The organism is Pyxidicoccus fallax, assembly GCF_012933655.1.
Classification (GTDB): Bacteria; Myxococcota; Myxococcia; order Myxococcales; family Myxococcaceae; genus Myxococcus; species Myxococcus fallax.
In genome coordinates, this window is sequence record NZ_JABBJJ010000333.1 from 1 (window position 1) to 13,780 (window position 13,780).

Annotated in this window: 10 protein-coding genes and 3 pseudogenes; 10 read left to right on the top strand and 3 right to left on the bottom strand. The window is 70.2% G+C overall.

Annotated features, from left to right (window positions below; all coding sequences use genetic code 11):
* A pseudogene (locus HG543_RS42955) lies at positions 1–400 on the bottom strand (AHH domain-containing protein); the annotation flags it as partial.
* 214 nt (positions 401–614) lie between these two features.
* Between HG543_RS42955 and HG543_RS42960 the strand changes: the two are divergent.
* From HG543_RS42960 to HG543_RS42990, 7 genes are all read left to right on the top strand, one after another.
* Positions 615–1,241 (top strand): hypothetical protein, encoded by a 627-nt coding sequence (locus tag HG543_RS42960; RefSeq protein WP_169350743.1) that lies wholly within the window; start codon positions 615–617, stop codon positions 1,239–1,241.
* Positions 1,242–1,330: 89 nt separating this feature from the next.
* Positions 1,331–3,502: a sigma 54-interacting transcriptional regulator gene (locus tag HG543_RS42965; RefSeq protein WP_169350744.1), complete on the top strand. Its 2,172-nt coding sequence runs from the start codon at positions 1,331–1,333 to the stop codon at positions 3,500–3,502.
* 356 nt (positions 3,503–3,858) lie between these two features.
* Positions 3,859–5,379 carry an aldehyde dehydrogenase gene (gene adh, locus HG543_RS42970; RefSeq protein ID WP_169350745.1) on the top strand — a complete coding sequence of 507 codons (1,521 nt, stop codon included), beginning with the start codon at positions 3,859–3,861 and terminating at the stop codon, positions 5,377–5,379.
* Positions 5,379–5,792 (top strand): DUF779 domain-containing protein, encoded by a 414-nt coding sequence (locus tag HG543_RS42975; RefSeq protein WP_169350746.1) that lies wholly within the window; start codon positions 5,379–5,381, stop codon positions 5,790–5,792. Before adh ends, HG543_RS42975 begins: the two co-directional genes overlap by 1 nt.
* Before the next feature lie 259 nt (positions 5,793–6,051).
* Positions 6,052–6,669, top strand: coding sequence for a CAP domain-containing protein (locus HG543_RS42980; RefSeq protein ID WP_246357715.1), 618 nt, complete (start codon positions 6,052–6,054; stop codon positions 6,667–6,669).
* A 20-nt stretch (positions 6,670–6,689) separates the two neighbouring features.
* Complete coding sequence (locus tag HG543_RS42985; RefSeq protein WP_169350747.1) at positions 6,690–7,232, top strand: DUF350 domain-containing protein; 543 nt, start codon at positions 6,690–6,692, stop codon at positions 7,230–7,232.
* A gap of 6 nt (positions 7,233–7,238) precedes the next feature.
* Positions 7,239–8,129: a hypothetical protein gene (locus HG543_RS42990; RefSeq protein ID WP_246357716.1), complete on the top strand. Its 891-nt coding sequence runs from the start codon at positions 7,239–7,241 to the stop codon at positions 8,127–8,129.
* Positions 8,130–8,149: 20 nt separating this feature from the next.
* Here HG543_RS42990 and HG543_RS42995 read toward each other — a convergent pair whose 3' ends face one another.
* Complete coding sequence (locus HG543_RS42995; protein ID WP_169350748.1) at positions 8,150–8,917, bottom strand: tRNA(His) guanylyltransferase Thg1 family protein; 768 nt, start codon at positions 8,915–8,917, stop codon at positions 8,150–8,152.
* Positions 8,904–9,377: an ATP-binding protein gene (locus HG543_RS43000; RefSeq protein WP_169350749.1), complete on the bottom strand. Its 474-nt coding sequence runs from the start codon at positions 9,375–9,377 to the stop codon at positions 8,904–8,906. Before HG543_RS43000 ends, HG543_RS42995 begins: the two co-directional genes overlap by 14 nt.
* Positions 9,378–9,662: 285 nt before the next feature.
* On the opposite strand from HG543_RS43000, the gene HG543_RS43005 reads away from it, so the two are divergent.
* The 3 genes and pseudogenes from HG543_RS43005 to HG543_RS43020 all read left to right on the top strand — a co-directional run.
* On the top strand, positions 9,663–11,984 hold the full coding sequence (locus HG543_RS43005) for a DUF8729 domain-containing protein (protein ID WP_169350750.1): 2,322 nt from the start codon (positions 9,663–9,665) through the stop codon (positions 11,982–11,984).
* Between the two features lie 74 nt (positions 11,985–12,058).
* Positions 12,059–12,603 (top strand): annotated as a pseudogene (locus tag HG543_RS43015) (hypothetical protein).
* 464 nt (positions 12,604–13,067) lie between these two features.
* Positions 13,068–13,780, top strand: a pseudogene (locus tag HG543_RS43020) (hypothetical protein); the annotation flags it as partial.

The window sequence follows — 13,780 nt, forward strand, 5'->3', positions numbered from 1 at the left end:
GCCCCAGACAGTCCCCTCCCCTCCCCGTGCGCTCGCACCACCGCAGATAGGCACGCGTCAGTTCCAGGTCCGCTGCCGCGACCTCGCGCTCCAGGTGCTCACCGGGCCCAAGCGGCGTCATGCGGCGCGTGCGCGCATCGAAGAGATACGCACCCTCGCGCGCATCCATGTCGAAGAGCCGCCGAGCCTCCTCCTGAGGATGAACGGGCGGCCTGATTCTCGATGACACGGAGGCAACAGCCTCCATGAACTCGTCCTCTTCCAACTGGACGGGCCCCGCTTCGGCCAGGTGTGGCTTGAAGGTGAGGACTTGGCCCCGGTCCGTCTCCAGGCGCACCACTCGCGCGGTGGAACAGCCGGTCAGCAGGGACAAGAGCAACAACGTGATGGCGCGACACACTTCCACGACCTCCTCTCGTCTCCGCACGGGTACGCGTCCGCGACAGGGCACCCACCCGTCCTATACTTGGAAGCCGATGAAGGTCCTCAACGACTTTGCTCCGATTCCGATGTCCGCACAGGAGGCCGCGAAGCGCATGCTGCCTTCTCCAGGCAGAAGCCCGGTCCGCTATGAGCTTCATCTTCCTTCCGCCCAGGAACTCCTCGGCGAAGTGATGAAGCGCCCCGAGGACTTCGTCACGCGGGGGAGGTTCGATGCGAGCGGCGTCTTCATCGTCGACCAGGGCGGCAGCGTCGTCGCCGTGGAGCGGAACAAGCACGCCGGCATCATCTACCGGCGCGAGTTCTCGTCACTCCAGCCGTGCTTCGAGTTCCTGCTCCCGCTCTTCCGCCGCTTCCTCAAGTCCGAGTTCGACTCCTTCGCGATCAACCTGCTCTGGGACGATGACCTCTTCCCCAGGGATTGGCGCTACACGACCGAGCTGACCCTGAACATTCTCCAGAAATCGCTTCAGTCACCGGACGCGTTCCATTCCGCCCCGACGAGGACATTCCCTCCAATCGAAGACGTCATCGCGTTGCTCGCGCCGCACAAGTCGCAGCTCATCGACGAGCACCTCAGCGATGGGCCCCATCTGGTGAGGACGCAGAAGGGCTACGCGTTTCGTTGGTACGAGCGCGGGCAGACATACGAGGACAAGGAGTACAACCGCTTCGAGGACGCGCTTCGCCAGTACCTCGAGCTGTACATCCGCCCGGACAGCCTCCTGCCTCGCCCGCGCTTCTGCCGGCTCGACTGGTTCGAATTCCACTGGAAGGAGGAACAGGACCCTCCCGTCTGAGCACGGCGCATCGCGTCAGGAATACCCCGAAGATTCTTGGGGGTCCCAGGTTGCCGCGAGCGGGGAGCATGACTGAATAATGTCTCCTCGTGGGGACCCTCACCCTCAGCGCCTCGCCGCTCCTCTGGGAGCAGTTCCTCGTCGGCGCGCTCGACGGAGAGGCCGCGCTGCGCCCGGACTTGCACCCCATCCTCACCCGCTGGCAGCGCTCCCGGAGGCTCGGGGCGCCGAGCACTGGCCTGCCCCACGAGGGCCCGAGCGTCACCCATAGGGCGCTCCTCGAACGGCGCGCCCGGCTGGAGCCGGTGTGGCACGAAGTCCAGGGGATGATGGAGGTGCTCGCCTCGGCGCCCCTGCCCTCGGGCCGGGTGGCGCTGCTCGCGGACCGCGATGGCGTCATCCTCGCCACCCGCAGCTCGGGCGGTGACTTCCGCTCGCGCGCGGACGACGTGCGCCTCATCGAGGGTGCCTGCTGGGATGAGACGTCCCGAGGCACCAACGCCATCGGCACCGCGCTGGCCGAGTCCTCCGCCGTCGCCGTCGTGGGCCCCGCGCACTACGCCCAGCGACACCACGGGCTCGTCTGCTACGCGGCCCCGGTGCATGACCCGTTCGGCGAGCTGGTGGGCGTGCTCGATGTCACCGGCCCCGCGGGTGGCGCGGACCCGATGGTGCTGGTGGCCGTGGCGAGTATGGCCTACGCGGCCGAGGCCCGCCTGCGCGAGGTGGCCTGGGCCCGCGTGGCCTCCGCGGCGCGGGGCGGCGTGGAGGCGCGGCTGGCTCGCGAGGATGCCCCGGTCCTGCTCGTCGAGGCGCCCGGACGGGTGCGGCAAGCGAATGGCGCCGCGCGAGCACTGCTCGGCGAGGAGGGCGCACCGGGTCTGGCCGGAGTGCTTGGCCTGTCGTGGCGGGAGCTGAAGGAAGCGGCGCTGCGAGGAGAGACACTCGAAGCGCGAGCCGCCCGTGGTGGCACCGAGTGGCGCGTCCACGCGGAGGCGGTGGGCGAAGGCGGAGGCAGCGCGGCCCTCGCGGTGCTCGTCCGGCTCGAACCACTCGTGGCTCGCGCACGCTCCGTCACGGACGCGCCCGCGCACTTCGTTGAGCCGGCGATGCAGAGCTCCTCCGCCGCGCATCCGCACCCGCGTGCCATGGAACCGATGATGCAGGGCCCCGTGCCCAGGAGCAGCGAACCGCACCTGCGCGCGACGGAACCGACGGCGCATGGAACCTCGGCCGTGCACACGCGCAGCGGCCCGCACGCGAGCGACTCGGAACCGACGATGCAGGGCCCCTGGGCCGCGCTCAAGGGCAGCGACCCGCACCTGCGCGCCACGCTTCGAGAGGCGATCCGCTTCGCGCCCACGGGGCTCCCGGTGCTGCTGCTGTCGGAGACGGGCACGGGCAAGGAGTTGCTGTCTCGTGCCCTGCACGCCGCGAGCAACGTGGCCACAGGGCCCTTCATCGCCGTCAACTGCGGAGCGCTCTCGCCCGCGCTCCTGGAGAGCGAGCTGTTCGGGCACGCGCCCGGTGCCTTCACGGGCGCTCGCGCGGGTGGCGCGGAGGGCAAGCTCGCCGCGGCGGACGGAGGCACGCTGTTCCTCGACGAGCTGGCGGAGATGCCTCCCGCGCTCCAGGTGCTGCTGCTCCGGGTGCTCGAAGACGGGAGCTACTCGCGCGTGGGCGAGTCGCGGGTGCGTCACGCGCGCTTCCGGCTCATCGGCGCGACGTGCAGGGACCTCGACGCGGCGGTGCGCGCGGGCACCTTCCGCTCCGACCTCTACTACCGCCTCCAGGGCGCGATACTCCGGCTGCCACCGCTGAGGGAGCGCTCGGACCTCGCGGAACTGGCGCAGGAGCTGCTCTCCGAACTCGCGGAGACCGCCGGACAGCCCCGGCCCACGCTGTCTTCCGTCGCGCTCGCGCGCCTCGCCGCGCACCGGTGGCCCGGCAACGTGCGTGAGCTGAAGACGGTGCTTCGCCTGGCGCTCGTGCGCGCAGCGGGCGCTCCGGTGCTGGACGTGGACGCGCTGCCACCCGACCTCGGTAGCGGTCCCGTGCCGGCCGCGCCTCCGCCGCCGCCCTCGATGCAGGAAGAGACGGCCCCTCGCGCGCTGAGGGAGCTGGAGGCCCACGCCATCCAGGAGGCGCTCGCTCGCAGTGGCGGCAACGTGGCGCAGGCGGCTCGCCGGCTGGGCATCGCGCGCAGCACGCTCTATCGGATGGTCGAGCGCTTCGGCATCGTGCTGCCACCCCGCTCCTGAGCACTCCTTCCGGTCGGGCGTGCACCGTCGCATCGTGCCGCCGCACCGCGCCGGCCGATGCATCGCGCCCGCTGCTGAGCACCCGGCCCACCTGCATCCACGCCAACCGAAGGAGCGCGTCAGTCCTCCGCCGCGCCCGCTCGCCTCGACCTCACTGCATCTCTTCAACCCGAGTGGACCGCCCCACCTGTCCCCGTGCGACGCAGGTGTCCCGCTCCGCGCCACCCCTGTCCGCGACAGTGTCGCGGAGCGGGACACGACGCGCCGCGACGTCGGCGGACACCGTGCTGGCACGAACGCTGCTCTGGGACAGCCGCCATCAACCCCGCAGCCCAGCCCCACCCGAGGAGAGCGCCATGATCTACGCCGCCCCCAATCAGCCTGGCTCGAAGGTGACGTTCAAGTCCCGCTATCAGAACTTCATCGGTGGCCGCTGGGTGGAGCCCGTGCGCGGTCAGTACTTCCAGAACATCAGCCCCGTGACGGGCAAGCCCTTCTGTGAGGTCGCCCGCTCCACCGCGGAGGACATCGAGAAGGCGCTCGACGCCGCCCACGCCGCCCGCGTCTCCTGGGGCAAGACCTCCACCACCGTTCGCGCCAACATCCTCAACAAGATCGCCGACCGGATGGAGCAGAACCTGGAGATGCTCGCCATCGCGGAGACCTGGGACAACGGCAAGCCCGTGCGCGAGACGCTCGCCGCCGACCTGCCGCTGGCCATCGACCACTTCCGCTACTTCGCCGGCTGCATCCGCGCCCAGGAGGGCTCCGCGGGCGAGCTCGACGCGGACACCGTCGCCTACCACTTCCACGAGCCGCTCGGCGTCGTCGGGCAGATCATCCCCTGGAACTTCCCCATCCTGATGGCCGCATGGAAGCTGGCGCCCGCCCTCGCCGCCGGTAACTGCGTGGTCCTCAAGCCCGCCGAGCAGACGCCCGTCGGCATCCTGCTGCTCACCGAGCTCATCCAGGACCTGCTCCCCGAGGGCGTGCTCAACGTCGTCAACGGCTTCGGCATCGAGGCCGGCAAGCCGCTGGCCAGCAGCAACCGCGTGGCCAAGGTGGCCTTCACCGGCGAGACGACCACCGGCCGCCTCATCCTCCAGTACGCCAGTGAGAACCTCATCCCGGTGACGCTGGAGCTGGGCGGCAAGAGCCCCAACATCTTCTTCGACGACGTGATGGCGAAGGACGATGACTTCTTCGACAAGGCGCTGGAGGGCTTCGCCATGTTCGCCCTCAACCAGGGCGAGGTGTGCACGTGCCCCTCGCGCGCCCTCATCAGCGAGCGCATCTACGGCCAGTTCATCGAGCGCGCCCTGGAGCGCGTCAAGAAGGTGAAGCCGGGCAACCCGCTCGACACCACCACGACGCTGGGCGCGCAGGCCTCCAACGACCAGCTCGAGAAGATTCTCGGCTACATCGACATCGGCAAGAAGGAGGGCGCCAAGGTCCTCACCGGCGGCGAGCGCGTGGAGCTGCCCGGTGACCTCAAGGAGGGCTACTACGTGGCCCCCACCGTGTTCCAGGGCCACAACAAGATGCGCATCTTCCAGGAGGAGATCTTCGGCCCCGTGGTGAGCACCACCACGTTCAAGGACTTCGACGAGGCGATGCGCATCGCCAACGAGACGCTGTACGGCCTCGGCGCGGGCGTGTGGACGCGCGACATCAACCAGGCCTACCGCGCCGGGCGCACCATCGAGGCGGGCCGCGTGTGGACCAACTGCTACCACCTGTACCCCGCGCACGCGGCGTTCGGCGGCTACAAGCAGTCCGGCATCGGGCGTGAGAACCACAAGAAGATGCTGGACCACTACCAGCAGACCAAGAACCTGCTGGTGAGCTACAGCCCCAAGGCGCTCGGGTTCTTCTGATGGCGGGCGAGCCGAGGGAGCCGGTGGCCCGGGTGGCGGTGACGCCCGAGGCCGCCGCCGTCATCCGCCAGCTTCGCGCCACGCATGGGCCGCTGATGTTCCACCAGTCCGGCGGCTGCTGCGACGGCAGCGCGCCCATGTGCTACCCGCGGCACGAGTTCCGCATCGGCCAGCGAGACGTCTTCCTGGGCGAGGTGGAGGGCTGCCCCGTCTACATCGGCGGCGCGCAGTTCGAGTACTGGCAGCACACCCACCTCACCCTGGACGTGGTGCCGGGGCGGGGCGCGGGCTTCAGTCTGGAGTCGCCCCTGGGCGTGCGCTTCCTCACCCGCAGCCGCGTCTTCACCGATGAGGAGTACGAGCGCATGAAGGACGAACCTCCTCCCAGGCGCGGGCCTCCCGAACAGGTGTGAACCCAAGGGCTCCGGCGTACCTACTCCTCCCCCCTGCAGGCGCCGGAGCTCGAAAAATTCACACCCGCGCGCGCCGGAGGCCGCCGCCCTCACCGGCGGTCTCCGGTGCGCCATGCAGTCCGTCAAGCCATTGAATGGCTGCTGCAATTGCGTGAGCAGATGGTAACGCCCGGGCGGTCAGGCCCCAGGCAGGCTCTCCCTCGACTCTCCACGGAAAGCGGGCAGGATGCGCTTTCCCCCCCGGTCGAAAGGACCTGCAATGACCCTTCGCTCGCTTCCCCTGTTCCTCGTCGGCGCCGCCATGCTCGGTGCCTGTGGCGGTCCCGAGTCCTCCACCTCCGAGACGGACGAGGGCGCCCTGGTCCCCGCCATGGAGACGTCCGAGCCGTCCTCCGGTGGCGATGTCACCGCGATGGCGTACTGCGACGACGTGGCGACGTGGGACCCGGCGTGGGCCAGCTTCGAGGACCAGGTGCTCACGCTGGTGAACCAGCGCCGGGCCGCGGGCGCTACCTGTGGTGGCGTGGCAAAGCCTCCGGTGCCCGCGCTCACGATGGACGCGCGGCTGCGCTGCGCGGCGCGCAAGCACTCGCGCGACATGGCGACGAACAACTTCATGGGCCACACCAGCTCGGATGGCGTCACCACGCCGTGGCAGCGCATCACCAGCGCCGGCTACACGTACCGGGCCGCCGGTGAGAATGTCGCCGCCGGGTACTCCACCCCCGCCGCCGTCGTGAATGGGTGGATGTCCAGCACCGGGCACTGCAACAACATCATGAGCTCCAACTTCGTCCACCTCGGCGTCGGCTACGCCTACCGCGCCACCGGAACCAACTACCGGCACTACTGGACGCAGGACTTCGGCCGTCAGTGAGAGGTATAGAGGGCGGGGCCATGGACCTCGTCCTCCTCCTCGTCGGGTTGGTGAAGGTGGTGTTCGGCGGCCTCGTGGCCGCGCTCGGAATCTGGCTCGGGCTGCGAGGCCTGAGCCGCATCCTCGGCACCAACCCGGTGGAGGAGCTGCGCCAGGGCAACGCGGCCGCTGGCACCGTGCACGCCGCCAGCCTGCTGTCGCTGGGCCTGCTGGTGCAGCACGCGGTGCAGGCCACGTCGGACGCGGTGGACCTCACCGTGCGCACCCCGCCCTTCCAGCCGCTGATGGTGGGCAAGCTGCTCGCCGTCGCGGTGCTGCACGTGGGGCTGTCCCTCGGCGTGGGCGTGGCGGTGCTCGCCCTGGGCATCCTCCTGTTCGACCGGATGACGCCGGGCATCGACGAGCTGGCGGAGGTGCGCAAGGGCAACGTCGCCGCCGCGCTCATCCTCTCCGCCATCCTCGTCGTGCTCGCCATGCTGACGGCGCCCGGACTCCAGGCGGCGCTCAACGGCCTCATCCCGTTCCCGCAGCTGCCCGAGGGCACGCTGAGCGCGCCGGCCTGAGCTGCCATGGCCTCCGGCTCCCATCCCCTGAAGACGCTCTTCAAGCTGCTGCTCGCGGGCATCGGCTTCGGCAGCTGCCTGTGCTGCTGCGGGCTGGGAATGCTGGGCCGGCTGGCGGACCTGGACGTGCGCGCGCCGCTGCCGGGCTTCCCCAGCGGCGTGCGCGTGGTGGACCTGGGCGCGGTGATTCTGCCTCCCGGCACGCCGCCCCAGGGCGCCCATACCTATGAATGGCGCGCGGAGGGCATCAGCCCCCCGCAGCACGCCCTGTCCTACAAGCTGGGCGAGGATTTGGCGAAGCAGCTGGCGGAGCAGCACGTGACGCTGGGCCGTCGGCTGCGCTACCGCGCGGTGGGCAACGAGCGCTTCACGTACAACGCCCCGCCGGGGTGCAGCGCGGACATGCGCTGCATCTACGAGGAGCTGATGCGCACCAACGCGGAGCCGGTGCGCGTGCTGGGAGACCGCTTCGTCGCCTCCATCCGCGAGCGCGGGCTGGACGCCGCGCAGTCCACGCAGCTCATCGTCGGCTTCGTGCAGCGCATCCGCTACGAGCTGCCCAGGGACGAGCCCTTCGGCATCATCCCCCCGGCGCTGGTGCCCGAGCAGGACCGCGGCGACTGCGACTCCAAGGCGGTGCTGGCCGTCATGCTGCTGAAACAGGTGGGCATCGACGCGGTGGTGCTCTACTCGGACCCGCTGGCGCACGCGGCGGTGGGCGTGGGGCTGCCCGGCAGCGGCACCCGCCTGCGGCACGGCGGGCGCAGCTACCAGTACGCGGAAGTCACCGCCGAGGGCTGGCCGCTGGGGATGATTCCTCCCCAGTACGACAAGCCCCGGCTGTGGAAGGTGCTGCCGCTGTCCGGCGGGCCCGACACTCCGGGCACCACCGGCTGAAGCGAAGGCCCCCGCCCGCGCTACGCGGGAGCCGGCTCCGACGCGGAGAGGACGCCGCGCAGGTACGTCTCGTACGCCTCCTTCATGGGCAGCTCCGAGTCCACCTTGAGCCGCCGGCGCGAGGCCTGCGTGCGCTGGCCGGTGCGCGGGTCCACGCCCTCCTTCTGGTAGCGCTCCCAGAAGATGGCGCTGCCGCGCCGCTGCCAGAGCGGCACCTCGTTGAAGTTGACGCCGCGCTGGAAGAGCAGCTCGTTCTTGTAGCCCACGTTGCGGCCGTCCAGCTCGCGCGTGGCCTGGGACGCCGTGCGGCCCTCCTTGCGCAGCGTCCAGTAGCACCAGCCATGCAGCGCGCACCGGCTGCCGTCCGACTGCCGCCACTGGAAGTAGTCCAGCACGGCGCGCTCGTCGACGCCCAGCCATGCGCGGCCGTCGAACACGGCCGGCACGCCCGCCGCGTGCGTGAAGGTGGCGCTCGCGAGCCCCGCCGACACCGACACGAGCTTCTCCACCGAGCGGTCGAACAGCGACCAGTCCGGACGGAAGAGGACGGAAATCTCGTCGCTCTGCGTGTACGCGTACACGCCCTGGAGGTCCTCCAGCAGCGCGCTGGCGGTGCGCACCATCACCTGGTGGAAGGCCGGGTCGAAGGGCTTCTGGTAGCGCTCCTCGGTGAAGCGCGAGAAGCCGCGGCCGTCCACGCGCAGCACCGTCCACGCGCCCGGCAACAGGCGCAGGCCGTGGAACGCCTCGCCCTGTCGCATGCGGGTCGCCAACTCATCGGGTTCCATCGGTCTCCTCCCTCCAGTCCTCGACCCGGAAGTCGCCTTCCGGGCACAGCGTCACGTGGTACAGCACATCGAAGCCCTCGGCGCGGCTCGGCCGCCGGAGCTGTTTCACCGTGGCGAACAGCGCCACGTCGGGCACCCGGGCCCTCCCCTCCCGCCTCGCGTTGCGCTCGAGGCAGAGCTTCAGGTCCGAGGCGAAGCAGTAGCCGATGACGCGCGCGCCGTGCTCCCGCCCCAGGGCGATGAGGGGCTCGCGCAACTCGGGCGACGGGTTGGTGTTGTCCACCACCACCGAGCGCCCCGCCGCGAGCGCCTCGGTGATGTACCGCCGCTGCCGCGCCTCCTTCCGGCGCGCGTGCGGCCACAGGTCCTTGCTCACCAGCACGTGCGTGTCCGCGAAGCGCTGCCGGTAGAAGCTGCTCTTCCCAGAACCCTGCAGGCCGATGAACAGGACCAGTTCCATGGCGGAGCCTCTCCGGACGCGGCGCCGCCACGGCGCCTGACGCACTCCCTCATCAGTGACGCCGCCGCGCCTGGATGTCACCCCTTCTCGAAGAGGAAGCGGCCAACCCCTCGCGGCATCCGCGCCGCTCCGCGCCTCGCCTCCGCCCCAGTCCTCGCCGCGCGCGACTTCACCCGATGTGCGGGGTGCGTTGACTCCCAAGGAGAAACTGAATTATCAAGTTCATCCTCGTTTTCTGGTTTTTCAGAGCTGTCGTACCCGCCCGCCGTACAAGGAGACATCGCGATGAAACTTCGTTTCTCGACGTACGCAGACCGCTGGCGTCCGCTCTCCGTCCTGGCCCTGGGCCTGGGCATGGTCGTCCCGCTGCCGGTGGTCGCCGCGTCGCAGGCGGACGCCCGCCCCGGGGTGACGAAGGCCGCGTCGCCGGGGCCCGCGCGGCTCGTGGAGGGTGACACGGCGGCGAAGGCCGGCCTCATCCCGGGCTTCGAGGGTGAGGGGCGTGGCCGCTTCTCGCTGGTGACGGGCGCCGGGCTCGTGTTCCACCGCACGGACGCGGCGGTGCGCGGGCTGCGCACGGTGGACGTGCCGGACTCGGCGGTGCAGCTGTACACGTGGCAGGAGGAGGACGCGACGGGCCGCCGCCAGGACTTCTTCGCGTACAGCCGGGGCGGCGCGGAGCTGATGGGCCGCGTGCAGCCCACCAGCTACGTGGTGCGGCTGGCGCACCAGCAGTTCGACCCCGTGCGCGGCGCCATGCCGCTGGTGACGGGCCTGCTGTCCGAGGACCCGGACAACCGGCTGAAGCTGGTGCAGTTCCAGGGCACGCCGCTGCCGGAGTTCCGCGCGGCCATCGAGGCCTCGGGCGGCAAGGTGCTGCGCTTCCTGGCGGACCACACCTTCCTGGTGGAGATGGACGCGCAGGCGCAGAAGCGCGTGGCGGAGCTGCCCTACGTGCGGTGGGTGGGCGGATACCATCCGGAGTACCGCGTGGAGGAGCCGCTGCGCGAGGCGATGCTGGGCCGCTCCGCGCGCCTGGAGGCGCAGCGCTACTCCATCATGGTGGGTGAGCACGGAGCCGCGCGGCAGAACGAGGTCGCGGACCTGGTGCGCAAGCTGGGCGGAAAGGTGGACCTCATCGAGCCGGGCGGCTGGCGCGTGGAGGCCACGTTGACGCAGCCGCAGCTGGAGCGGCTGGTGCGCTCCAACGCGGTGCAGTTCGTCGACCGGTGGGGCGGCCCCGGCGAGGTGGACATGAACAACGTGCGCGCCGTGGGCGGCGCCGCGGCGCTGGAGACGCTGCGCGGGTGGACGGGCCAGGGCGTGCGCGGCGAAATCTTCGACACCGAGCTGCGCACCACGCACCAGGAGTGGGCCACGCCGCCCATCATCCACAGCACCTCCTCCACGGGCAGCGCGCACGGCACGTCGTGCTACAGCATCAACTTCGCCCGCGGCGTGGACGCCACCGCGCGGGGCCTGCTGCCCTCGGGCCAGGGCATCTTCTACCTCTACAGCCAGTCCACGCAGTTCGGCGGCACCAAGTCGCGCTACGACATCAACAAGGAGCTCATCGACCCGGCGGGCCCCTACCGCGCCGTGTTCCAGACGTCGAGCGTGGGCAGCACGCTGACCACCGCGTACACGACCATCTCCGCCGAGGTGGACGACTACCTGCTGAAGCACCCCATCCTCAGCACGCAGTCGCAGAGCAACAACGGCACGCGCAACTCGCGCCCGCAGGCCTGGGCGAAGAACATCGTGTCCGTGGGCGGCTTCTACCACTACGACAACAGCAGCCGCACGGATGACCGGTGGAACGGGGGCGCGAGCATCGGTCCGGCGGCGGACGGCCGCATCAAGCCGGACCTCTCGTACTTCTACGACGCCGTGCGCTCGGCCAACAACAGCAGCAACACGTCGTACTACAACTTCAGTGGCACCAGCGCGGCCACGCCGCAGACGGCGGGCTACTTCGGGCTGCTGTTCCAGATGTGGCACAACGGCGTGTGGGCCGGCTTCGGCGGCGGGGCGGACGTGTTCGCCAGCCGGCCGCAGATGGCCACGGCGAAGGCGCTGATGATCAACATGGCCTACCGCTACAACTGGCTGGCGGGCGGCGCCAACGGCGACCTGGACCGCAACAAGCAGGGCTGGGGCACCGCGGACGTGAAGCGGCTGCATGACCGCGCCGCGGTGACGAGCATCGTCAACGAGACGGACGTCCTCACTCCGCTGGCGCGGAAGACCTACCGGGTCAACGTGGCCACTGGCGAGACGGAGCTGAACGTCACCATGGTCTACAACGACCCGGCGGGCACGGTGGGCGCCGCGCAGGCGCGCATCAACGACCTGTCGCTGAAGGTGACGTCGCCCTCGGGCGTCGTCTACTGGGGCAACAACGGCCTGACGGCGGGCAACACGTCCACGTCCGGTGGCGTGTCCAACAAGGTGGACACGGTGGAGAACGTGTTCCTCCAGAACCCGGCCGCTGGCACCTGGACGGTGGAGGTCATCGCCGACGAGCTCGTCCAGGACGCGCGCCTGGAGACGACCGCCATCGACGCCGACTACGGCCTCGTGGTGAGCGGCGGCAAGTTCATCTAGCCGTATCCTGAAGTGAAGCCGGGCCGGTGCTTGCCTTCATGGGAGCACCGGCCCGTGTAGGAGCCGCGCAGTCCATGGACGCTTCCCAGCTCGAAGCACTCCTCGCCCGGCTGAAGACCGCCCGTGACGCGGAGCGTGGCCAGCGCGGCAACGCCGAGCAACTCCGCCTGCATCGCGAGCTGGTGAAGGACAGCCCTGCCTTCACCCCAACCTGCAGGCGCTGGCGCGCCTCGTCCTGACCACCGAGGAGCCTGGTGTGGACGCCAAGGCTTCTCTCACCGAGGTCCAGCGCCTGCTGGAGATGGCTGTTCAGGCCTCGGAACGGAGCGCCCCGGCCCTGCTCCAGCTGGCGTACTTCCTCGACGACATTCGGGGTCGCGAGGATGAGGCACTGCGGCTGATGGAGGAAGGCACCGCGCGTGCACTCCAGAACCTGGAAGACGCCTGGGCTGGGCTCCTCCTGCGGTACTCGCTGCGCGAGCAGTTCTCAAAGGCACTGGAGCTGGCCGCGCGGGCCGAGCAGGTCTTCCCAGCCTCCGAACGCATCCAGGACGCAGTGCAGTCCGTGCGCGAGAGCGCGCTCCGGGCCGGGCTGATTGATCCTTCCCAGGACGGATAACAGGCCCGGTTGATTTCGGTCAGGAACTCTCGCGGGCCTCTTCGCACTCCTGTGCCAGGGGTTTCCAGGAGCGCCAGCCCAGCGCCAGGCGGATGTCGCGATCCCGCCCAATCCGCAAGTCAGGAGCCGCGTCGCTTTCTCCCAAAGCGGGTGAGCTGCCACCACGTGGAGCGAGAGTTCCAAGAGGAGGAGTCATGTCGGATGCATCCGAGCAGCCGTCGAGCGCGCCGCCGAAGACAAGACACCGCGCTGGCAACCCGCCCCGCGCATGGCGCCTGCTGCCACTGGTCGTGGCAGTCCTGGCGGGAGCGGGTGGCTGCGCAGGACCGGAGTGGCGGTGCGAGGGGGACTCGGCGTGCCTGGCGCTACGGGGGCTGCGAATGGGCACGAGGGCGGGACAGCGCGCGGGAGAGGAACGGCTGGAAGGGAGGCGGAAAGGACTGGAGCCGATAGAGGCACGGCGGGTGGATGTGGACTACTTCCAGGGGCTGCTTGCGCGGGTGGGCGTGGCCCCAGCCGCGCTGCCAGGAGACGGGAGGAGGCTGACACACGAAGAGGCGGCGCGGCTGTTGTCGGCGCTGGTGGCAGCGGAGGTACGACTGCGCGACTTCGGGCCGGCGCGAATGGCAGCGCACCTTTTGACGGAGGTGGTGGCCGAGGGCGGAGCGGTGACGCGGGAAGGACTGCACGCGCGCATGAGGCGCTACCGGGGGCTCTACGTGCTGCGGCCGGATGGATACCTGGTCCGCGTCACCACGGGCGAAGCGGTGCAAGCGGTGGGAGAGGTGAGGCTGGTAAGCGGGGCGCTGAGGACGGAGGGACTGGAGGTGGGGCCCTTCTACCGGGCACTGGAGGACGGGTGGTTGCACCCGGTGCGCGCGTCTCTGGAGGTGGACATGGATTCGCCTCCCGCGTGGCCCTACCAACCGCAGGAGGGGTTGGCGGTGCACTCGGTGCTGGGAGTGGGCGACAGCGTGGTGGACGCGGTGGAGGGCCTCGTCACGTTGGTGCTGGACCCAGGAGAGACGGTGAAGGGGCTGGCGCGACTGCCCTCGGCGGTGAGGGCACTGGTGGAGCACTCTCCGGAGTACTGGGAGAGGTACCGGGCACTGCCCAGGGCCGAGCAGGTGAGGCAGGCGGCAAGGCGGGTAGCGGGGGTGGTGCTGACGTGCGGGAC